24 protein-coding genes are annotated in these 21,136 nt (G+C 32.5%); all 24 read right to left on the bottom strand.

Features of this window, described 5'->3' with window-relative positions:
• Positions 1-203: 203 nt before the first annotated feature.
• Positions 204-440, bottom strand: coding sequence for an acyl carrier protein (locus tag KJ849_05385; protein MBU2599987.1), 237 nt, complete (start codon positions 438-440; stop codon positions 204-206).
• A gap of 106 nt (positions 441-546) precedes the next feature.
• Positions 547-1,293, bottom strand: a complete 747-nt coding sequence (gene fabG / locus KJ849_05380; protein ID MBU2599986.1) for a 3-oxoacyl-[acyl-carrier-protein] reductase — start codon at positions 1,291-1,293, stop codon at positions 547-549.
• A gap of 213 nt (positions 1,294-1,506) precedes the next feature.
• The gene (gene fabD, locus KJ849_05375) at positions 1,507-2,454 is read right to left on the bottom strand and encodes an ACP S-malonyltransferase (protein ID MBU2599985.1); all 948 of its coding nucleotides are present in this window, start codon (positions 2,452-2,454) and stop codon (positions 1,507-1,509) included.
• Between the two features lie 81 nt (positions 2,455-2,535).
• Positions 2,536-3,543 (bottom strand): ketoacyl-ACP synthase III, encoded by a 1,008-nt coding sequence (locus KJ849_05370; GenBank protein ID MBU2599984.1) that lies wholly within the window; start codon positions 3,541-3,543, stop codon positions 2,536-2,538.
• Complete coding sequence (gene plsX / locus KJ849_05365; protein ID MBU2599983.1) at positions 3,540-4,553, bottom strand: phosphate acyltransferase PlsX; 1,014 nt, start codon at positions 4,551-4,553, stop codon at positions 3,540-3,542. Before plsX ends, KJ849_05370 begins: the two co-directional genes overlap by 4 nt.
• Positions 4,553-4,732 carry a 50S ribosomal protein L32 gene (rpmF, locus tag KJ849_05360; protein ID MBU2599982.1) on the bottom strand — a complete coding sequence of 60 codons (180 nt, stop codon included), beginning with the start codon at positions 4,730-4,732 and terminating at the stop codon, positions 4,553-4,555. The genes plsX and rpmF overlap by 1 nt, the downstream gene beginning before the upstream one ends.
• 1 nt (position 4,733) lies before the next feature.
• Positions 4,734-5,276 (bottom strand): DUF177 domain-containing protein, encoded by a 543-nt coding sequence (locus KJ849_05355; protein MBU2599981.1) that lies wholly within the window; start codon positions 5,274-5,276, stop codon positions 4,734-4,736.
• A 7-nt stretch (positions 5,277-5,283) separates the two neighbouring features.
• On the bottom strand, positions 5,284-5,976 hold the full coding sequence (locus KJ849_05350) for a TrkA family potassium uptake protein (GenBank protein MBU2599980.1): 693 nt from the start codon (positions 5,974-5,976) through the stop codon (positions 5,284-5,286).
• Positions 5,977-5,981: 5 nt separating this feature from the next.
• Entirely contained in the window at positions 5,982-7,355 is a 1,374-nt protein-coding gene (locus tag KJ849_05345; protein MBU2599979.1) for a TrkH family potassium uptake protein, read from the bottom strand.
• Positions 7,356-7,386: 31 nt separating this feature from the next.
• The gene (gene rplT, locus KJ849_05340) at positions 7,387-7,731 is read right to left on the bottom strand and encodes a 50S ribosomal protein L20 (GenBank protein ID MBU2599978.1); all 345 of its coding nucleotides are present in this window, start codon (positions 7,729-7,731) and stop codon (positions 7,387-7,389) included.
• A gap of 27 nt (positions 7,732-7,758) precedes the next feature.
• Positions 7,759-7,956: a 50S ribosomal protein L35 gene (gene rpmI, locus KJ849_05335; GenBank protein MBU2599977.1), complete on the bottom strand. Its 198-nt coding sequence runs from the start codon at positions 7,954-7,956 to the stop codon at positions 7,759-7,761.
• A 30-nt stretch (positions 7,957-7,986) separates the two neighbouring features.
• Positions 7,987-8,496, bottom strand: a complete 510-nt coding sequence (infC, locus tag KJ849_05330; GenBank protein ID MBU2599976.1) for a translation initiation factor IF-3 — start codon at positions 8,494-8,496, stop codon at positions 7,987-7,989.
• Positions 8,497-8,728: 232 nt separating this feature from the next.
• On the bottom strand, positions 8,729-9,400 hold the full coding sequence (locus KJ849_05325; protein ID MBU2599975.1) for a uracil-DNA glycosylase: 672 nt from the start codon (positions 9,398-9,400) through the stop codon (positions 8,729-8,731).
• A 76-nt stretch (positions 9,401-9,476) separates the two neighbouring features.
• Positions 9,477-11,705 carry an AMIN domain-containing protein gene (locus KJ849_05320; GenBank protein ID MBU2599974.1) on the bottom strand — a complete coding sequence of 743 codons (2,229 nt, stop codon included), beginning with the start codon at positions 11,703-11,705 and terminating at the stop codon, positions 9,477-9,479.
• Positions 11,706-11,709: 4 nt separating this feature from the next.
• Entirely contained in the window at positions 11,710-12,264 is a 555-nt protein-coding gene (locus tag KJ849_05315; GenBank protein ID MBU2599973.1) for a hypothetical protein, read from the bottom strand.
• Positions 12,265-12,267: 3 nt separating this feature from the next.
• Positions 12,268-13,017, bottom strand: coding sequence for a type 4a pilus biogenesis protein PilO (locus tag KJ849_05310; protein MBU2599972.1), 750 nt, complete (start codon positions 13,015-13,017; stop codon positions 12,268-12,270).
• A gap of 2 nt (positions 13,018-13,019) precedes the next feature.
• Positions 13,020-13,688, bottom strand: a complete 669-nt coding sequence (locus tag KJ849_05305) for a hypothetical protein (protein ID MBU2599971.1) — start codon at positions 13,686-13,688, stop codon at positions 13,020-13,022.
• Between the two features lie 8 nt (positions 13,689-13,696).
• Positions 13,697-14,236 (bottom strand): PilN domain-containing protein, encoded by a 540-nt coding sequence (locus KJ849_05300; protein ID MBU2599970.1) that lies wholly within the window; start codon positions 14,234-14,236, stop codon positions 13,697-13,699.
• Positions 14,233-15,351 (bottom strand): type IV pilus assembly protein PilM, encoded by a 1,119-nt coding sequence (gene pilM, locus KJ849_05295; GenBank protein MBU2599969.1) that lies wholly within the window; start codon positions 15,349-15,351, stop codon positions 14,233-14,235. Before pilM ends, KJ849_05300 begins: the two co-directional genes overlap by 4 nt.
• Before the next feature lie 23 nt (positions 15,352-15,374).
• Positions 15,375-16,544 (bottom strand): divergent polysaccharide deacetylase family protein, encoded by a 1,170-nt coding sequence (locus KJ849_05290; GenBank protein ID MBU2599968.1) that lies wholly within the window; start codon positions 16,542-16,544, stop codon positions 15,375-15,377.
• A 458-nt stretch (positions 16,545-17,002) separates the two neighbouring features.
• Complete coding sequence (locus tag KJ849_05285) at positions 17,003-18,373, bottom strand: S41 family peptidase (protein ID MBU2599967.1); 1,371 nt, start codon at positions 18,371-18,373, stop codon at positions 17,003-17,005.
• Positions 18,374-18,391: 18 nt separating this feature from the next.
• A complete protein-coding gene (locus KJ849_05280; GenBank protein ID MBU2599966.1) occupies positions 18,392-19,573 on the bottom strand; it encodes a peptidoglycan DD-metalloendopeptidase family protein in 1,182 nt (393 codons plus the stop codon).
• Positions 19,570-20,517, bottom strand: coding sequence for a permease-like cell division protein FtsX (locus tag KJ849_05275; protein MBU2599965.1), 948 nt, complete (start codon positions 20,515-20,517; stop codon positions 19,570-19,572). Before KJ849_05275 ends, KJ849_05280 begins: the two co-directional genes overlap by 4 nt.
• Positions 20,483-21,136: ATP-binding cassette domain-containing protein (locus KJ849_05270; protein MBU2599964.1), on the bottom strand; the 654-nt coding region annotated here is incomplete at its 5' end. The genes KJ849_05270 and KJ849_05275, both read right to left, overlap by 35 nt.

Genomic DNA, 21,136 nt, shown 5'->3' with positions numbered 1-21,136 from the left:
CTAAAAATATTCTAAATTAGTAAGCAGTCAGCCTTCAATTTTTATAAGGTGTTAGTATCATGAAAGTAAGAAAGCATAAAAATTAGAAAAATTTCTTTTGCCTTAATTTTTATGGTCTGGGCTTTCTGCTGATACCTGATGGCTAAAGACTTATTTAAAATAATTTCTTATTTAAGTCTTTATTTTAATTTAAGTCTTTATTTTTAATTTGTCTGCTCACTTATGTGCTTAATAGCCTCACCTACGGTAGTAATCTTTTCAGCTTGTTCATCAGATATTTCCACGTTAAATTCTTCTTCAAAGGCCATCACTAACTCCACTGTATCCAAAGAATCAGCTCCTAAGTCATCTACAAAAGAAGCACTTTCTACTACCTCTTCCTTGTTTACTCCTAACTGTTCTGCGATAATCTCCTTTATTCTTGCTCCTAGATCATTCATCTTTTATTCTCTTAACCTCCTTAGTATAAATTAAAAATTGTCACTGGTAATTAATAACCAGAATCTTAACTTTGTCCATTAGACTCATTGCCCAATAAAGCATTAACTACATAATCATTCCTCCATCAATTACTATTACTTGACCGGTGATATATTCCGAAGCAGATGTAGAAAGAAATAAGGCTAATTCAGCTACATCCGAAGGTTTTCCAAATCGATTTAACGGAATTCGTTTTAATAATTCTTCCTTTATTTCTGGGGACAAAACTTTAGTCATCTCTGTTTCAATAAAACCAGGAGCAATGGCATTTACCGTTATATTCCGAGAAGCAAGTTCCTTAGCTATTGACTTGGTGAGACCAATAATACCTGCCTTAGATGCCGCATAATTAACTTGACCAGCATTACCCATTATTCCTATGACCGAAGAAATATTTACCATTTTACCATATCTTTGTTTAATCATCTTTTTAGCCACCACTTTAGTGCAATTAAACACTCCCGTTAAATTTACTTCAATCACCTTATGCCAATCTTCATCACTCATCCTAATTAATAGAGTATCTCTATTAATACCAGCATTATTGATTAAGATATGCGTATTTTCAAATCTGGAAAGAGTCTGACTTGCCATCTCCTCCACGGAAGTTATATCAGCTACATTAACTTCTAAAGCCAAGGTTTCTTTCTTAAATTGGTCTTTAATCTCCCCAGCTACTTCTTCAGCTAACTTTTTATCTATATCGCAAACTACCACCTGAGCACCTTCTTGGGCTAATCTTTTACTAATCGCTTTGCCAATGCCTCTTCCTCCGCCCGTAACTATAGCTACCTGACCTTCTAATTGTCCCACAATCTTCTCCTTTATTTTTTGGTAGTGTCTGTGAATAGCTAACTTGCGTAAGGCTTGTGTAGGATGGGGATAAATTCATTTTAAATTGCAAATTTAACGTTTTAAATTTAAAATTTACAATTCGTAATGATAAATTTGTAATGAATAATCCCTTTTTTATATCTTTTTCAGATGTCTCACTATAACTAAGCTATTGTCGGACACCACCTATTTTTAACTCTCTATAAACTTTTGTAAACTAGTTAAATTATTAACATTTATTATTTCTACAGAATTGTCTATCCTATTAATCAAATCTCTAAGGATTTTACCTGGACCAATCTCTACAAAAGTATTTATTCCTCTTTTTATCATATTTCTGATGCTATCTTCCCAAAGAACAGAACTTTTAACTTGTTCTATTAAACATCTCCTCATTAATTCCAAATCTTGGACATATTCACCTGTAAAATTAGCGACGATAGGCATTTTAAAAGTTTTAAATTCTATAACTTTTAAAAGATAACTTAAATTATCAGCTACTTTCTTCATAGCTAAAGAATGAAAGGGACCACTTACTGATAAAGAAACTATTCTCTTGGATCCTCTTTCTTTGGCTAAATCTATAGCTAAATTAAGAGCTTCGGTCGTTCCTGAAATCACTACCTGTAAGGGGCAGTTTAAATTAGCTACCTGGATAATCTCTCTCTTTTTAAAACAATTAGCTTTTACTTCTTCGCAGATCTCTCTTACTTCTTCCCTCTTCATTCCTAAGATAGCGGCCATACCTCCTATATATTTTTTGGCCTCTTGTTGCATATATCTCGCTCGACAATTTACTATCTCTATCACCTCTTGCTCGTTTAAGACTTCTGCCGCAAATAAGGCTGTATATTCTCCTAAGCTATGACCGGCTACTACTTCTGGAACTAGCTCTCTTCTTTCTTGCTTTATAACTTTTAAAAAAGCCATACTAGTCACTAATACAGCTATTTGGGTATAAATAGTCTCATTTAACTTTCCTTTAGGTCCATTAAAGCATAGATAAGAAAGATTATAACCTAATATCTTTTGGGCATTATCAAAGGTTTCTTTAACTATTTTATAGCCCTCGTAAATATCTTTGCCCATTCCTACATATTGAGAACCTTGACCGGGAAACACAAAAGCTATCTTTTTCATTTAATCTAATCCTGAAAAATCTAATCCTAAAAATTTATTTGGGTCTATTGTTTAAACCATCTCATTTAATTACATTAAAATTTATTTGGGTCTATTATTTAAGCCACCCCATTTAATTACATTTGCCCCCCAAGTTAAACCGGCGCCAAAAGCTGTAGTAACTAAAGTATCGCCTTCGTTTAATCTCCCTTCTTCCCTAGCTTCTTTAAGGGCAATAATCAAAGAAGCTGCTGAAGTATTTCCATATTTATCTAAATTAATAAAGACTTTCTCTTTAGGAAATTTTAACATCTTGGCCACGGCATCAATAATTCTAATGTTAGCTTGATGAGGAATTAATAAATCTACATCTTTATGACTTATTTCAGCTCTCTTTAACGCTTCTTTGACTGAATGAAACATCATCTTCACGGCTATCTTAAATAACTCATTGCCTTTCATCTTTAGGTAATGAAACCGTTCTCTTATTGTCTCATTGCTTGCTGGAAATCTACTCCCTCCGGCCGGCATTTCTAACAAATTAGCCAGCTCTCCATCACATCCAAAATAAGAACTTATGATCCCAGATCCAGAAGTAACTTCCTTTAAAATTACTGCTCCTGCTCCATCTCCAAACAAGACACAAGTATTTCGGTCTTCCCAATCAATAATTTTAGAAATAACTTCAGAAGCTATAATTAATACCGTCTTACAGTTGCCACTTAAGACAAACTGCCTTCCTACTTCTAAGGCATAAATAAAACCAGAACAAGCCGCAGAAAGATCAAAAGCTATGATATCTTTTCTCAACCCTAATTTACCTTGAACAAGACAAGCCGTGGAAGGAAAAAGCATATCAGGCACCATAGCTGCTACTATTAAAAGATCAATCTCTTCTTTCTTAATATGAGCATCTAAGATAGCCCTTGAAGCGGCTATAGTTCCTAAGTCAGAAGCTGCCATTTCCTTATCAGCAAATCTTCTTTCTTTAATACCTGTTCGAGTTGTAATCCACTCATCAGAAGTATCAACTAACTTTTCTAAATCATGGTTAGTAATAATCTTCTCTGGAAGATAAGTCCCTATGCCAATAATACCCACCGACTTCAATTAAATACCCCGCTATGTTCTTTGATGATTTCCTCAATATGAATATCTACCTTCTGTTCAATAAGGATTGAAGCCATCTTTAAAGCACTTTGGATAGATTTAGAAGTAGAACTGCCATGACAAATTAAACAATTTCCTTTTATGCCTAATAGTGGGGCCCCTCCATACTCTTGATGATCTAATCTTTTCTTTAAATTTTTGAAAGCAGGTTTCAAAAGGAAAGCTCCTAATTTCTGCCCAAGACTTTTAGAGATCTCTCTTTTTAAAAATTCCATGATCATTTCTATTAAACTTTCAGCAAACTTCAAGATGGTATTGCCTACAAAACCATCACATACTATGACATCAACTTGACCGTTGATAATGTCTCGACCTTCAACATTACCAATAAAGTTAATAGAACTCTTCTTTAGTAAGCGGTAAGTATCATTAGTAAGTATATTTCCCTTGCCTTCTTCTTCTCCTATGCTTAATAGCCCTACACTTGGATCTTTAATCCCCAAGATATACTTAGCATATACATGTCCCATCAGAGCAAACTGAGCGAGGTGTTTAGGTTTGCAATCTACATTAGCTCCTACATCAAGAAGAACAGACATCCCTTTATTGGTAGGAATTAAAGTAGTGATACCGGGACGACTTACCCCCTTAATTCGCCCTAAAATAAACAAAGCAGAAGTCATAACTGCTCCCGTGTTGCCAGGAGAAATTAAAGCATCTGCTTTTTTTTCTCTTAATAAGTTCATGGCTACCACCATAGAAGAATCTTTTTTACTGCGAACCGCTAAAGCAGGTGACTCTTCCATGGTAATCACCTCTGAAGCGTTAACAACTTGGATCGGTAGATTATATTCTTGATACTTATTTAACTCTGATAAAAGTACTTCTTCTCTGCCTACTAATAAAACTTCTTTAATTTTACTTCTTTTTTCTAAAAAAGTATCAACAACACCTTTAACTACTACGGAAGGACCCTTGTCTCCCCCCATGGCATCAACAATGACCTTCATTAAACAGCAACCTTGATAATCTCTTTTTTATGATAATATCCACAGTTCAAACAAAGATGATGAGCTAATTTAACCTCTTGGCAATTTTGACAGGTAGCTAAAGTAGGTGGTTTTAACTTCCAATGAGTTCTTCTTTTATCTCTTCTAGACTTAGAATGTCTTCTTTTTGGATTTGGCATTTTAGTTCTCCTCTTGATTAATTAATTTTTTTAACATCCTAAACGGACCTTCTTTTTTATCTTTACAATGACAAGCCTTATCATTTAAATCCATCCCACAAATAGAACAAAGCCCTAAACAGTCTTCTTGGCACATTGGATAATCTGGAATATTTAATAAAATTTCTTCTCGAATGTTTTCTAATAAATCTAGATACTCTCCTCGAAAATACAAGTTAGTCAGATTATCTCTCTTTAGCTCTACACACCCTTCAGCTATCTCCCCTTCTTCCACAAAATTATTACTAACCATGATATTTAAAGGATAGTTAAAATACTTTAAACAACGAGTGCATTCTAACGTGGCCGTAACCTTAATCTTTCCAGATAAATTTATAATATCATCTCTGCCCTTTAAGCCTTTTAAGATCAAGCTTACTTTAATACTACCAATAATTTTTAAAGGATCTATCTTTAATACTTCAGAATTAATCTCTCTACTTATTCTTTTTGGAAAAAAAGGTTTCTTCTTAATCTCCTCAATACTAATCTTTCTGAGATCCATAAATCAACTATTTTAAACTTCTTAATTTAATTATACCCTCATTGCTACCAAAAACTAATAAGATATCATCTTTAGCTATACTATCATCTGCATCTGGAGCAATATCAAAGGTATCTTTATGAAGAATACTTCCCTCGTCATTAACATTCAGATATTGTCTTTTAATAGCAATAATATTTATTCCATATTTACGTCGGGCATCAATCTCTTTTAATGTCTTTCCTGTAAAATTCAGAGGAGCTAAAACTTCCACGATGCTATGCTTAGAAGAAACTTCTATTTGCTCTAAGACTTTACTAGAGATTAAACTACGCGCTACCCTTACCCCCATATCTATTTCTGGGTAAATAGTTTTAAAAACACCAATCTTCTCTAAGGCTTTTCCATGAAGTTCATTTACCGCTTTAGCAACAATCATCTTTATTCCCATTTCTCTTAGAACTAAAACAATCAGAATACTCGCTTGAATATCCTGACCTACGCTTATTATGGCTACATCTACCTCAGAAATTCCTATCATCCGTAAAGCTTTTTCATCGGTAGCATCTATCGCCACCGCATGAGAAACAAATTCACTTGCTTCTTTTACTTTTTCCTCTGAAATATCAATAGCAATGATATCCCCACCTTCGGTAGCTAAAGTCTTGGCGACACTCATTCCAAATTGCCCTAAACCTATTACTGCAAACTGTCTTTTCATCGCCCTTATCCCACACTAACTCTTTCTTCTGGATAATGATATTCAGCTTTAAGCCTTTCTTCCTTGATCGCTAAAGCTAAAGTTAAAGGTCCCAGACGTCCTATAAACATAAGGAAGATCGTTACTACCTTACTTAAGAAAGATAACTTGGAAGTAATTCCTACTGAAAGACCAACAGTTCCAAAAGCTGAAACGACTTCAAACAAGATATTAAGAAAAGAAAAATCATCTCCTCTTCCACTTTCTAAAATTAATAAAGAAATGGTGCCTATAATGACCACCAAAATAGACAATATTAAGATTAAGATAGCTTTATAGCCAATATTTCTTGGTATGGTTCGATAAAATAATTCTATCTCATCTCTTCCTTTAAAGATAGATTTAATTATTCCATAAACCACTCCTAATGTATTAACCTTTATCCCCCCTGCCGTAGAACCTGATCCCCCCCCTATAAACATTAAGATAATCATAAAAAATAAGCTGGCTGAAGTAAAGGTAGCTACATTTACCGTATTAAAACCTGCTGTTCTCGGCACAATAGCATGAAAGTAAGCTGCTTTTAATTTATCAATCAGAGAAAAATCTAAAAATGCATGATTACTCTCTAAAATAAAGATTACCAGGGTAGAAAAAAATATTAAAAAGATGGTAAAAGAAATTACTATTTTTGCTTGCAAAGAAATTATCTTAATCTTTTTATCTTCTTTGCCTTTATAAAAATCTTTTAGATTACTTATGGTAAAAAACCCAAGACCTCCTATAATAATTAAAGAAGTAATGGTTAAATTAATAAGCCAACTTTCTTGATAGCTCATTAAATTGTCAGTAAATAATGAAAACCCCGCATTACAAAAGGCAGAAATAGAATGGAAGACAGAACAAAATAAAGGATTAAACTTTACTTCACTTCTACTCCAGTAAAAATATAAGACTAAAGTACCTAAAAATTCAACTAAAAAGGTAAAAATAAATAAATTTTTTAAAAGATCCTTTATGCTTTCTACTTCAAGTGTGTTTAGAGATTCTTTAACTAACATGCGATTTTTAAAAGTAAACCTCTGGTGCAAAAGAACAACAAATAAAGAAGAGAAGGTCATTATTCCTAATCCACCTAATTGCATTAGCAACAAGATCACTAACTGGCCAAAATAAGTAAATCTAGTTCCTATGTCACAAACACTAAGCCCCGAAACACAAGAAGCAGAAGTAGCGGTAAATAAACAATCTATGAAAGGCAAAGAAGAACCGTGCACTGCCCAGGGTAATTTTAATAAAATTGTACCTATGGTAATTAAAACAAAAAAGCTCAAAACTAATATTTGAGCTGGGGTTAACTCTTTTTTAAATAATTGATAATCGATAAAACTTTCCCTCACTCTCCTTTAATTAGGTAACCCTCCCAGTAAATTATTTTACTGCTTCTACTAATTGTTTAAAAGCTAAATTATCATTAATCGCTAAATTAGATAATATTTTTCTATTTAAATTAAGGCCAGCCTTCTTTAACTTATTCATAAATATACTATAAGAAAGTCCGTATTGATGAACAGCTGCATTAATTCTTAAGATCCACAAGCTTCTCATATTTCTTTTTTTAGCCTTTCGATGCTGATAAGCAAAAGCTCCCGCTCTCATTACCGCTTCTTTGGCTATTCGGTAACATTTACTTCTTGTTCCGTAATACCCTTTAGCTTTCTTTAGAGTTTTCTTTTTTCTTGCTTGACTAGCCACATTTGTCTTAACTCTTGGCATATTTTTCTCCTTCTTTAACCGTCTAAACTAAGCATAAGGAAGCATTTTCTTGATCTTTTTTACCTCAGAAGAACTAACTACTTCCATCTTTCCTAACCTTCTCTTTCGATTAGATGACTTCTTAGTCAAGAGATGGCTTTTAAAAGCCATCTTCCTTTTAACTTTACCATTAGCTGTTAATTTAAATCTCTTAGCTACTCCTTTTTTAGTCTTTAGCTTTAACACTGTTTATATTCCTCCATCATCCTCTGGGCTTTACTTTTTTGGTATTAAAACAATACTCATACTTTTACCAGTCATCACTGGTGATTGCTCTACTGTGGCAAAGTCAACAGATTCTTCAATTATCTTTTCTAATACTCTTCTTCCAAGTTCTGGATGTCCAATTTCTCTTCCTTTAAACCTGATACTAACTTTAGCTTTATCGCCAGCCTTTAAAAATTTTTGTAAATTTCTAAATTTAAATTGATAGTCATGTTCACTAATCGTAGATCTCATAATAATCTCTTTTACATGAATAATTTTTTGGTGTTTTTTATTCTCCCGAGCTTTCTTTTTCTGCTCATAGATATATTTACTAAGATCTATTAATTTACAAACTACCGGATTTGCCTGCGGAGCAATTTCTACTAAATCTAAGCCTTCCTCTTCAGCTTGTCTTAAAGCTTCTTCAATAGAAACAATCCCCACTTGGGACCCTTTATTAGAGATTAACCTTACTGTAACTGCTTTAATCTTTTTATTAACCCGAACTTCTTTTAAGATAACTAACCTCCTCCTTTAAATCTCTTTCTCTATTGAACAACCAAATTTAAACTTAATGCTATTAAATTATAACATTTTATATTAAAATACCATAATTTTTTTTAATGTCAACAAATTTTCTATTTTTTGTTGTTACTATTCCAAAAACCTTACATAGGAAATAACTACTATATGGAGATTTAGGCAATAGTCTTAGAATGAATTTAAATATGGGTTAGTGGTAGAAAAAAGATTAAGTTTGGTCATACTCATCTCTTAAGAGTTTAAGATCTTCCCAGGTAGCTTTTTTTAAATTAGGATTTCTTAAGATAGCGGCCGGATGAAAGATAGAAAGTAGTTTTATCTGGCCGTAAAGATAAAACTTACCTCGTAATTTACTTATCCCAGTAGTGGTATTAAGTAAAGCCTGAGCAGCAAAATTACCCAAAGTTAAGATAATCTTGGGATTAATAATCTCTAACTGTTTATGTAAATATGGTTTACAGTTTTTAATTTCTTCAGGCAGTGGATTGCGATTATTAGGAGGCCGACATTTAACGATATTAGTGATATAAACTTCAGCTCTTTCAATATTAATAGCTTTTAACATCCGAGTTAAAAGCTGCCCTGCTCTGCCTACAAAAGGTTCCCCTTGAATATCTTCCTCATGTCCAGGTGCTTCCCCAATGATTAAAAGCTTTGCTTTTTCATTGCCTTTTCCAAAAACAATATTGGTTCGGTGCTGAAATAGCTCACATTTAGCACAACCGGCAATTCCTCTTCTTGTTTCATCCAAATTCTCCTCTTCGCAGGTCATCTTGCTATTTATTAAGATATCTCCCTGGGAAGCCATAATATCTTCTAGATGTTGCTTAAATAATCTTATAATTTGAATAAACTCAGGAGAGGAATTTTCTACTATCATTTATCAGCTATTATCGTAGGCGTAATAATTTAAATAAATTTATTTTGAATGTACTCAGGAAAGAGATTTTTTACTATCATTTATCAGCTATTATCGTAGGTGTAATGAATATCAATAATTCTGTCTTCTTTGTTTCTGTAAACTTACTTTTAAAGAGTCGACCGAGAAGAGGGATTCTTCTTAAATAAGGGACACCGTAATCAGTAATAATCTTTTTATCTTTTATTAACCCTCCGATGACAATAGTCTCTTTATCCTTAACTAAGATTAAAGAATCACTCTCTCTTTTAGAAATAATAGGCATCTCATATTTCCACTCTTTGACATCCGAAACCTCAGGGTGAATCTTTAAAGTAATATAATTATTAGTATTAATGGTTGGAGTAACTATTAACTTGATACCTACTTCTTTAAAAGAAACTTGTTCCGTAGAAGTACCCCCTGTGCCCACGGTGGTAGTTTTATAAGGAACTTCCTCTCCTACGATAATTTTAGCTTCTTGGCCATTTAAAGCTACAATCCGAGGATTAGATAAGATATCTAATTTTCCTTCTTCCATCATGGCTGAAATTTGAGCATTGATATTAAATCCTTTCTGGATAGTCCCTAAATTAAGATAACCTCTTGATTCTTTATAAGGAACAGTTGCCGAGAGACTTACTCCCACCTCACCGGAAACATCTTCTTTGACTCCTAAAGGTTTAACATCCCAATTAATGCCTAATCTTTCTTCATTAGAAAGAGTAACTTCTATAATTTTAGCTTCGATAATTACTTGAGAAGTCTTGGTGTCAAGTTCCTTAATGACACTATCTAAAAAATTAATTACTTTAAAGTTATCAGTAATAATAATCGCATTGGATCGAGTATCAACACTTATATTCCCCACTCCTATGGTTAGCATATCTTTTAAAGAAGCAGCTAATTTAGTTGACTCAGCATATTTAAGGGTAAATACTTTAGTCATTAAGGCTTCTTTCATAAGTTTTTCTTTGGTATCTACTCTAATGACTTCACCTTCTTCTACATAGTTATAATCATAGGCTTGCAAAAGAACTGACAAGGCATTTCTCCAAGTAACATTATCTAACTTAATAGTCACCGTGCCTTTAACATTCTTACTAGCCACAATATTAATTTCTGTTTTATGGGAGATAACTCTTAGCACATCAATAATATCAGCATTCCTAAAATCTAAAGAGATTAAATCAGGAGAAGTTGTTTCTTCTTTTTTGCTTACTACTTCACTGGTTGGTTTTTTAAAATTAGTTAATTCTTCTTTCTTGTCAACTTCGGGTATTTCTTTAACTTTTACTTCTTTTGGTTTTTCTACCTCAGTTATTTCTTGAGGTAATACCTTTTTTTCTGCTTTTTCTGCTATTAGTTTTTCTTTATCTTTTTCAGCTCTTTCCAATAGAGAAACTTTATTTCTCACCATTTCTTTTGATAAAGAAATTGTCTCTTGTTTGGTTGTTACCATTTCTTTTGCAAACTTCTCTTGGTCTTTCTTAGTTTCTTCTACATCTCCTACTAAAATTTGAAGCTGACCATCTCTTTCTATAACTTTAGACGAAACTTCTTTTGTTAAATCAAATACCACCCGGACAATTTCTTCTGGTTGATCTTGATATTGAGAAAGGCGAATTTTATCAACACCTGCCTGATTAACCTTAATCTCTTGTTGTTTTAAATTTAAGATAGCTTTTTTTAAATCCACGACAATCTTATCTGGATTAGATAACTTATGAATATCATATTTTATCCCCTTAAAAGCAGGTATATTTAAAGAAATCCAACTTTTCTCTTCTTTAAGTTCCACCGAACTTATTTCACAAAGATCTTCTAACTCCCCTTTCTTAAAAGAGACAATGATATTATTGTCTCTGCTCGAAAGATGATGCTTTAATCTTTTCCCTAAATCAATAACCACTCTTGAAATCTTAACTGGTGTTAGTTGAAATTGAGAAGAACGAACACAAATAATCTGGTCTTTATTTACTAAGATATTTCTCTCCGGACATTGATAATTAGCATTAATTATATTAATCACCAAACGAGGAGGATTAGAAAGAAGAAAGGTAATATATTGAGGAAGGTGAGAATTTTCTAAAACTATCTTAATCGTCTCTTTATCCTCGACTACTTTTATATTATTTAAGCTATATTCCACCATGGGAATTTGAGGTGTTTGAGTGCTTTTTTCTTTTTCCCTCTTTATCTCGGCGTTTATTCTCACTCCTATTAGCAAAAGCAAAGAAATTAAAAGCATTAAAAATGTAGTATAATTTAAGTATTTGTGTTTCAAGGAATTATTCACCTCCCGTTTTTTGGGATTTATCTTCTTCTTTCTTAACTTCGCCCTTGGTTAAAGTTACCTTGTAGTCCTTTTGCTGATGACTAATAATCACATGATCTTGTCTTATTGCCCCACTAATTCCGGCTATTTTATTATTGTGATCGTCATAAAGTTCGCCCCGTTTTAAGATATAACCATTTTTTTTGCTGTCATAAAGTAAGGCCAAACTCTCTTTTTTATCGGTAATAATACCGATCAGAGAAATACTTTTTATATCAATGGGCATTTTTCCTGCCTTGGTGGCCTCTGTTTTTTCTTCTTTTTTACCATACTCAAGACCAAGTTCTTCAATTAAAGGAACAAATGGATCTCTCTTTTGATAAGATTGATAAGTATTCACGTTAGGTTTTATCCCCTTTATCTCCGTAGCTGGCAAAAGTAATTCTTTTGTCTGGGGCAGAAGAGAAACTTCTTCTTTCTCTTCGAGATCAGCCATCTCTTTTTGAGGGCTACAACCAAGAAATCCTAAGACTAAGATCATCAAGAATAAAGTATTAATCTTCTTCATCGTCTAAAAATATTCTTCCCCCTCCTTAGGGGACCCTTTGGAAATTAAGGAAGATGTTTCTTTCTTCTCTTCTTTAGGTTCTTCTTTAAAGATATAGGCCTCCATTATTAATTTTGAAGTTAGGGTATAAGGGGATTTCCTTTCTCTTTTAGAGGTAGTAGCCATCTCTTCTTCGCTAGAATTTCCTTCTAAAGCTGCCTTGACTGCGGATTCCTGAGAAGCTGGTGAAGAAGAAGTCTTTCCTGATGGGGTCTCTTCTTTAATAGTTTCGGTAAAAGCAGTAATTTCCTTGATATGAGGAGTAATAATCCGAGGTAAATTCCCTATCTTACTTAAAAAATTTCCTAAATTATGATAAGTTCCTTCCATGTTTACTTCAATAGGCATTATTTCATAATAAACTTCTTTCTTAATCTCTAAGGGTTTAAAAATAGTAAATTCTACTCCCGACATTAGACCTATCTCACTCACTTGTTTTAATAAGCTGGCCATCTCTTTTTCTTTGGGTAATCTTTCTTCAATGTAAAATAACTCATCTCTTAGTTTTTTATGTTCTGCTTTTAAGATATTCATCTTATTAGCAATAAGTTTGTTTTTTCCTAATACTTCTCTCTTTGCCCAAAGATCTTCTTTTAAGATTTCTGTCTTAGAAGATAAAGGAGAATAAAGGTAGCTATAAAATATAGCTCCCAACATAACCATCATCGTAATGGTAACGACAATATATTGTTGTTCTTTAGTTAGATTAAACATCTTTATTCTTCTTCTTCAAATATACGAGCATTACAATTTAAATATAAATATTTTTCGGCTCTTACTTGATTACCTCTTTCGTCTATCCCTTCTAATTCACACTTTAAGATCCAGTAATATTGACCATCTCGAGGTACTCCACCTATGCCAGAAGTAAATAATCTCTCGGTCCCTTCATCTCCTACCTCTAAAGCAAAAGAAACTCCTTTTTCTTCTCCCGCTCCTTCTTCTTGTTGCATCTTAATTTGAGAAGAAGCCGTCGTTCCGCCGTTAGCTTCTTTAGTTACTGGAATAAAGTAACTTACCCACTTAGTAATAACAAAGGCAGGATTTCCAAGCTCGGCATTACTTTGAGGGTAATACTTCATAATAATCTTGTTTAAGGTTACTCCTTTTGGCTTCATAGAGTCTATAGCTGGCTCATAAGCGCTAATCGCTTCTATAGTAAAGTTAGCTTTCATAGGATAATAAACAGCCGTAGCCCCTGGTTTGTACCACCGAGCGATATCTGCTCCTTTAGTCTCACCACCTTGCGGGTCTAAACTCCCGGTGCTAATAATATTTAGATATACGGGCGCTTCGTAGTAATCAACCCTGCCGCAAGAAGAGATAAAAATAATAATAAGGTTAAGGATGATTAGCCATAGATTAGCTTTCTTACTTCTGGCCATAAATATTTTTACCCTCCTACTTTAAACTCCAGATGAAAATTTTGAATTCTTTCTTTACCCTTTGAGGTTTTTTCAATACTCTTTAGACTTACTTCCTTGAAAAGAGGAAATTTTTTTAAGTTGATCATTAGATTAACAATGGGATAATTTCCTAACGAACTTCCTTTTAATTCCACCTTACCTTCTTCTTGAAATCCAAAATTTCTAAGCCATAAACCCGCCGGAATAGATTGATTAACCTCTTCTAATATACGAGTCCAAAGCATTTGAGTCTTCAGGAGAGCTTTAATAATATCAATTCTCTTCTTCATTAATTCTTTTTCCTTCTTCAATGTCTCTACTTGAACAACTACTTCTTCTATTTCTAAGAATTGTCCTTCTAATGAAGTTAATTCTTGTCTTAAACCTTGATATTGCCACCATTTTTCTAAAAAGATGCCTAACATAAAAGATAAGATGACTACGGCTGTGGTTGCTACAAAGATAACAATTCTTCTCTTTCTTCTTATTTCGATTAACTTATTAATTAATAAATTAATCTTAGTCATAAGTTTAGCCCTCTTAGTGCTAAACCAAAACTAACTGCATAAATTGGATCTTGGAGATAAACCTCATCTTTCTTGATCTGGTCAAAGTCAATCTCTAATTTATCAAAAAAACTAATCTTATCAACTGGCATTCCTAACCCATTAGCTAAGTAATCATCAATATTAAGAAGTTTTGCCCCTCCACCACCTAAAATTATTCTTTCTATTCCCTCTTTTTTTAACTGCGTATAGTAATAAGAAAAAGACCGCATAATTTCATTCATCAGTCTATTAACTACAGAGTTAATAGCACTAAATAAGAGCATAGATTCATCTTCGGTAATTACAGAAATATTCATGGCCGCTACCTCAACGTCCTCAAAAGGAGAAGGAACCTTACCCTTAGAAATCTTCAAGTCTTCTGCTTCCTCAAGACTTAATCGAAGAGTTCTGGCTAAAGCTTCAGTAAAGTCATTACCTCCCAAGTGAATGACTCGATTAAAATGCGATTTACTTTTTTCCACAACATTGATGCTGGTAGTCTTTGCCCCGATGTCAATTAAAGCTACAACTTCATTATCATTAACACCTTTTTGAAAATCCCAGGTATCTCTTAAAGAAAAAGTATCCACGCTTATTATATCGGTCTTAAAACCAACCTTCTTTATTATTTCTTGATACTGATTAACAATATCTTTTTTCACTGCCACTAACAAGACTTCCATCAGGGTCTCTTTATTTTCGTAAACTTCACCAATAATTTCAAAATCAATCTCTACTTCTTCAGCAGAAAAAGGAATATGTTCATCTGCTTCAAATTTTATACTTTCTCTTAATTCTTTTTCTGTAGCTACTGGTAATTTGAGGTGTTTAATGACCACAAATTCTCCACAAGGGACAGAAGTTACAACATATCTGCTTTTACATCTCTTGAGAAGATTAGAAATGATAGGGATAGTATTTTCTTGGTCAAATTTTAAAGTCTTACTTTCTGAAAGAGTTTCTGGTTTTGGAATCTTTGCCATGCCAATATTTAAAAGGACAATCTTATTCCCTTTCTTCATTAATTCTACTAACTTTACCGAGTCAGAACTAATGTCTAACCCAATCGCTGTTTTTTTACCAAATCCTAACATCACCAACAACCATTCTTAAATTCTTACTTTACAATTTTAGAAACCGAGACTAACTCTACTTCTTCTTTTTTTAACCAAGAATCGATGTCTTGTAAGACTAAAAGAGTATTTTTAGATTGAGCATGGCCAATACCGATCGCTCTTCCTTTCTTTTTAGCTAAGTTAATCAGCTTATTAACTTGACCTTTAATCCTTTCTAACTCCATGTTGTTATCAATAAAAACATCTCGACCAGCAAAGGATATAGCTTCTTTCTGAGCTACTTTTTTAACAATAGAATGAGGACTCGTTAAACTATCAATAAAGTATAAATTATATTCTTTGGCTTTTTTTAAGATAGTAGTCATCACTCTCTCATCTTCAGTAGCTTTGGACCCCATATGGTTATTAACTCCTTTAGTAAAAGGAACATTTTTTAAAGCCTTTTCCACTTGATCAACTATCTCTTCTTCGGACATATCCACCAATATAGCTCCTTTACCTGGGTTTTTACCTGAAGAAGGATAGCCATGTGGCTCTAAAGGAAGATGAAGCATTAACTCAAATCCTTCCTTATGGAGACTATCAATCTTTTCATTCCTTAAAAGAAAGGGTAAGATAGAAAGAGTAATATGTTTATTTAACTTAAGTAAAGCAGGTAGATCTGAATTATTTCCTACATCGTCTATAATAATAGCTACCTTAGGCCTACCCACGGTAGGTAGCTTCTTTAATTTTAACTTTTTTGATCTTAGTAAGATAATTTTGTGGGTTTGATATTTTAAAACCCCAATCTCAAAGTTTAAAGAAATCTGCTCTTGATCTTCTTCTTTAAAGAAGTTAAAAATCTTACCTTTGGTCTTTCTTAGAGAGGTAAAGATTACTTTTTCATAGCTTTCTAAAGGAGTTCCTTTAGGGATCTCTAACTTTAGAAGATCTAAATTCCAACTCAAACCATCTTTTATCTGCTTTACAGAGAGGACATTACCCAGAGATTCTTCGGTAAAACCTACTTTTTTTAAGTCTTCTTTTAAAATTCCTCCAATGTCTTGAGAAATTTCTAATAATTTTTTATTATCGAGAACCAATCTTCCTTTTTTTTCTTTTAAGTAATAGAGAAGACCAATCAAAGAGACTAATAAGATTGTTAAAAGAAATAAATAGATAGATAATCTTAAAGTTGATTCTTTCTTTTTATCCTTCTTCTTCTTCAAAAAATACCCCTCATTTAGTGTCAGCCTTCATCTATCAGCTTTATTAGCAATAAGTCTGTTTAAGGCCAAGAGAGAGGAATATTTGAGACGTTATTACTTGATTTTATTAGCCTTAGCTGACTGCTAATGGTTGACGGCTGAAGGCTGATGTTATTTGCTTATCAGCATCTCCACCGCTACTATTTCTACCATTGGTCAATGGTTGCTATTGGTAGTGAAGGCTGATGTTATTTGCTTATCAGCATCTCCACCGCTACTATTTCTACTATTGGTCAATGTTGCTATTGACGGCTGAAGGCTGATGTTATTTGCTTATCAGCATCTCCACCGCTACTATTTCTACTATTGGTCAATGTTGCTATTGACGGCTGAAGGCTGATGTTATTTGCTTATCAGCATCTCCACCGCTACTATTTCTACCATTGGTCAATGGTTGCTATTGGTAGTGAAGGCTGATGTTATTTGCTTATCAGCATCTCCACCGCTACTTTTAACTGCTGGTCAATATCTAAATCATAAATAGGTTTTTTCCCCCGGCTTAAATAATGTTTTTCTTTTTTAATCTCTTTTAAGATTATCTCTTGACTTAAGTTAATCTTATTTTTTGCTAATTCATTTGATAAAATCTCTACCTCGCTTTGGTTATGATTTTTAACAAATTTTTTAATAAACTCTCCTTCTCGAGCCTTTAAAAGTAAGCTTAAGTCTTCTTTTGAATAATTAGAATATTCTACTTCTTTATCTGGAATAATACCTTTATCATGAATAGAGCGACCAGAAGGGGTATAATACATAGCGGTAGTTAAAGCTACCGCGGCGTTATGGGGTAGGGGAAATATAGTTTGAACACACCCTTTACCAAAGCTTTTTTTGCCTAAAATAATACCTCTTTTACTATCTTGAATAGCTCCAGTGACAATTTCTGAGCCACTGGCACTTCCTTCGTTTATCAAAACAATCAGGGGTAAGTTGACGGTAGTTTTACTTCTATCTGAAAAATATTGAGAACTGTCCTGGGGATTTCTCCCTTTGGTAAAAACAATTAAACCTTGTTTAATAAAACGATTACTTACTTCTACTGCTGAATTAAGTAATCCTCCTGGGTTATTTCTTAAATCTAAGATCATTCCTACTAAATCTTGATGTTCTTTTAATTTGCTTATCTCTCGATCTAACTCAAAAGGAGTATTTTGGTTAAAAGTTATAATTCTTAAATAACCTACCTTTTCTTGAATTAAATCAGACTTGGCACTATCAATCTTGATGATATCTCTAATAATAGTAAAATTGAGAAGATCTTTTTCTCCTTCTCTTTGAATAGTCATCGTAACTTTACTTCCTTTAGGTCCTCTAAGCATCCGCACCGCTTCAGAGAGAGTAATCCCCTTAGTGTTTTTATCTTCTATCAGAGTAATGATATCTCCAGCTTTAATTCCAATTTTATAAGCAGGAGTATCTTCAATAGGTGAAATTACGGTAAGTTTTTCATCTTTAATCCCAATTACAATTCCAAGCCCTCCAAAGCTTCCTGAAGTTTCCACCTTCATTTCTTTGTATTCTTCAGGGTCCATAAAGCGGGAATAAGGATCATCTAATTTTTTTATTAAACCTTCTATCGCTCCATAAATTAACTTTTCATCCTCTAATTTAGTAGAATCTACATAATTATTTTTGATGAGATTTAAAGATTTACTAAATAATTCTAAACATTCGTAAGTAGTATTATTTTCATTTTTAGAATTAACAATAGAAGTACTTATACCAATACTTAGACTTAAAAGTAAGATTAAAGCTATGAGATAAAGATTTTTCTTTCTAAGAAACTTCATTTTTAACAACCTTTCTTTTTATCTTTCTAACCAAATCAATGGATTTATGGGATTTCCATTTATCCTTACTTCAAAATGAAGATAAGAACTATTTTCAATAATACCAATAGGTACATTTTTGTTAACATTACTATTATCAGCAACCAAGATCTGGTTTAAGTTGCTATATAAAGTATAACAACCACCGCCATGGTCTAACATCACCATCTGACCATATCCTTTAAACCAGTCTGAAAAGACCACCTTTCCTGCTTCAGCGCTACGGACAGAAGACTTATTTTCCACAGAAATATCAATTCCTTGGTTATAAACATAAGCATTAAAGTTTTTATGTTTACTTTTTCCAAAATTACGTAAAATTTCTCTAGAATCTACTGGCCATCTTAATCTTCCTTGATCTGTTTGAAATCTTGAATGAGTTAAAGTAAAGTTTTCATCCTTTCTTTTCTTCTTCTGCACCTCTAATTTTTCAATTAACTTCTTAATATTTAAAGAAGCTTTTTTTAGGTATTCAATATCCCTCAAGCAAAGATCTTTATTCTCTTGAGTCTCAGCTAATAGTCTCTTTTCTTTTCTTTCTCTTTCTATCTTTTTCTGATAAACTAGATCTGTTTGATCCTTTAAGGTTTTTAAATTACTACATTTTATCTCTAAATTCTTTTTTTCAATTAAGATAATATTCTTTTGATATTCAATATCTTTCACCAGATGAGCAAAACTGGTCACTAAAACAGTTAAAAATCTATATCTTTTTAAAAGATCACACCCATCTTTAGCGGTAACTAGATATTCTAAATATCCTCGATTCTTATACTTATATATATTCACCATGAAGCAAGAAAGATCACTTTTGTATACTCTCAATTTTTTATTGGATAGGGATATTTTCTTTTTATCTTTTTCTATTTCTCTATTTTTCTCTTCTATCTCTTTTTTTAATCGCCAAATAGTATCTTCATCTTTAATAATTTCTTCTCTAACTGCCCCTAAGTTAGCTAAAGTTACTTCCTCTTTTTTTTTTAATTTATCAACAGTCTTAGTCTTTTTTTGAATATTTTTACTAATCTCTTTAAGATGTTTTTCTTCCTTAATAATCTGTCTTTCTATTTCTCGACTTTGAATATTATAACATCTACCACTTGATGAAAAAAATAAGAGACCAAAAAGCATTAAGAAGAAATATCTATTAGCGATAGTCATCTTTGTTTAATTATACTAAATGAAGCCATGTAGCTTGAAACAAAACCAAAAAATAAGCTCAGCGCCATCATTCCTAAGCAATGTTTCCAAGATAAAAAAACAAGGATCTGAGAAATTAAAAGATAGATCTCTGACCTTGGCAGGATAATATTAAAGAGAAACCAAAGTAAGACTAAAGATAAGATACAACCTAAAGAGCTAAGAATAATTCCTTCTACCAAAAAAGGAAGACGAATATACCAATTAGTAGCTCCAATTAGCTTCATCACCCCAAACTCATCTCTTCGGGCAATAAGAGTAAGCTTTAAAGTATTGGTCAGGAGTAAAATAGTAAAAAAAGAAAGAATAAGCATCATTCCAATAAAAGTCATTTTAATAATCTTTATTGTTTTAAGGATGAGATCAAAGATTTTATAGCCATAATCTACTTCATCTACCCCAGGTATCTCGCTAATTAAAGCTGAAATTTTAGCAATGTGCTTATTATCTTTTAGGTTACGTTTTCCTATATTTTCTAACTTTAGATTCAAGGAGTCTGGCAAAGGATTCTTAGATAAGACTTTAAAAACACTAACCTCTTTTCCAAAAGACTCCTTTAACTCCTCTAATGCTTCTTGATTGGAAACATACTTTATCTCTTTTACTCCTTTAATTACCTTAATTTTTTTAATTAAGTCTTCTAATACTCCTTTATTTAAACTCTTCTTTAGATAAACAACCATAGAAGCCTTGGAAGATAAATCAGCTATAAATTTATTAATATTAACCATAAATAGTAAAAATCCACCTAAGATTAGAAATATAACCACAATACTTACTAAGGAAGAAAAATTTACAAATTTATAGCTATTAATATTTTTAATTACTTCTAAAAATTGATATCTTAAAGAGCTAAAAACTTGATTTTTTTTAGTTATTCGATTGAATCTTCTGTATCTTGCCATTTTCCAAATAGACTATTTTATTAGAAAGATAACCATATTCATTTATTAAAAATTCTTGATTAGTAACAAATAAAATGGTTGTTCCGTTTTTATTCATTTCCTGAAATAAATTCATCATTCCCTTGGTTAATTCTTTGTCTAAATCCAAGACTGGTTCATCGGCTAATATTAAACAAGGATCATTAATCACACTTCGGGCAATAACTATCTTTTGTTGCTCTCCTTGAGATAGTTGGCCAGGAAAGCAAAGCTTTTTATGACTTAAGCCCATATAACTTAAGATATGATTGGTCTTTTTATATATTTCATCTTCCGAAGAGTTGCAAATGCGAAGCATAATAGAAATATTCTCAAAGACAGTCTTATTATCGATAAGTTTAGTTTCTTGGAAAATAAATCCTATCTTACGACGGTAATAAGGAATCTCTCGAAAAGGCATCTTCATTACATTTTTTCCATTAAATAATAAATAGCCTTTTTCTGGAAGAACATCCCGATAAATAATTTTAAGTAAAGTGGTCTTGCCTGCTCCAGAGGGTCCATAAATTATCGCAAAGTCTCCTCGATCAAATTTAATATTAATCTTAGTTAAAGCAGGAGAAAGATTATTATAACTCTT

This window comes from bacterium (genome assembly GCA_018830565.1).
In the GTDB taxonomy this organism is placed as follows: Bacteria; UBA9089; JAHJRX01; order JAHJRX01; family JAHJRX01; genus JAHJRX01.
Note: the sequence above shows the minus strand (reverse complement) of the source record. Positions and strands in the feature narration are given on the sequence as shown.

Bases quoted from the DNA above. Each gene is read 5' to 3' on its own strand.
- KJ849_05275 (MBU2599965.1), bottom strand. From the start codon at position 20,517: ATGGCAAGATACAGAAGATTCAATCGAATAACTAAAAAAAATCAAGTT.
- fabD (MBU2599985.1), bottom strand. From the start codon at position 2,454: ATGAAAAAGATAGCTTTTGTGTTTCCCGGTCAAGGTTCTCAATATGTA.
- KJ849_05355 (MBU2599981.1), bottom strand. From the start codon at position 5,276: ATGGATCTCAGAAAGATTAGTATTGAGGAGATTAAGAAGAAACCTTTT.
- plsX (MBU2599983.1), bottom strand. From the start codon at position 4,553: ATGAAGGTCATTGTTGATGCCATGGGGGGAGACAAGGGTCCTTCCGTA.
- KJ849_05325 (MBU2599975.1), bottom strand. From the start codon at position 9,400: ATGATAGTAGAAAATTCCTCTCCTGAGTTTATTCAAATTATAAGATTA.
- KJ849_05315 (MBU2599973.1), bottom strand. From the start codon at position 12,264: ATGAAGAAGATTAATACTTTATTCTTGATGATCTTAGTCTTAGGATTT.
- KJ849_05310 (MBU2599972.1), bottom strand. From the start codon at position 13,017: ATGTTTAATCTAACTAAAGAACAACAATATATTGTCGTTACCATTACG.
- pilM (MBU2599969.1), bottom strand. From the start codon at position 15,351: ATGTTAGGATTTGGTAAAAAAACAGCGATTGGGTTAGACATTAGTTCT.
- KJ849_05300 (MBU2599970.1), bottom strand. From the start codon at position 14,236: ATGACTAAGATTAATTTATTAATTAATAAGTTAATCGAAATAAGAAGA.
- KJ849_05280 (MBU2599966.1), bottom strand. From the start codon at position 19,573: ATGACTATCGCTAATAGATATTTCTTCTTAATGCTTTTTGGTCTCTTA.
- KJ849_05285 (MBU2599967.1), bottom strand. From the start codon at position 18,373: ATGAAGTTTCTTAGAAAGAAAAATCTTTATCTCATAGCTTTAATCTTA.
- rpmF (MBU2599982.1), bottom strand. From the start codon at position 4,732: ATGCCAAATCCAAAAAGAAGACATTCTAAGTCTAGAAGAGATAAAAGA.
- rplT (MBU2599978.1), bottom strand. From the start codon at position 7,731: ATGCCAAGAGTTAAGACAAATGTGGCTAGTCAAGCAAGAAAAAAGAAA.
- KJ849_05385 (MBU2599987.1), bottom strand. From the start codon at position 440: ATGAATGATCTAGGAGCAAGAATAAAGGAGATTATCGCAGAACAGTTA.
- KJ849_05305 (MBU2599971.1), bottom strand. From the start codon at position 13,688: ATGGCCAGAAGTAAGAAAGCTAATCTATGGCTAATCATCCTTAACCTT.
- KJ849_05350 (MBU2599980.1), bottom strand. From the start codon at position 5,976: ATGAAAAGACAGTTTGCAGTAATAGGTTTAGGGCAATTTGGAATGAGT.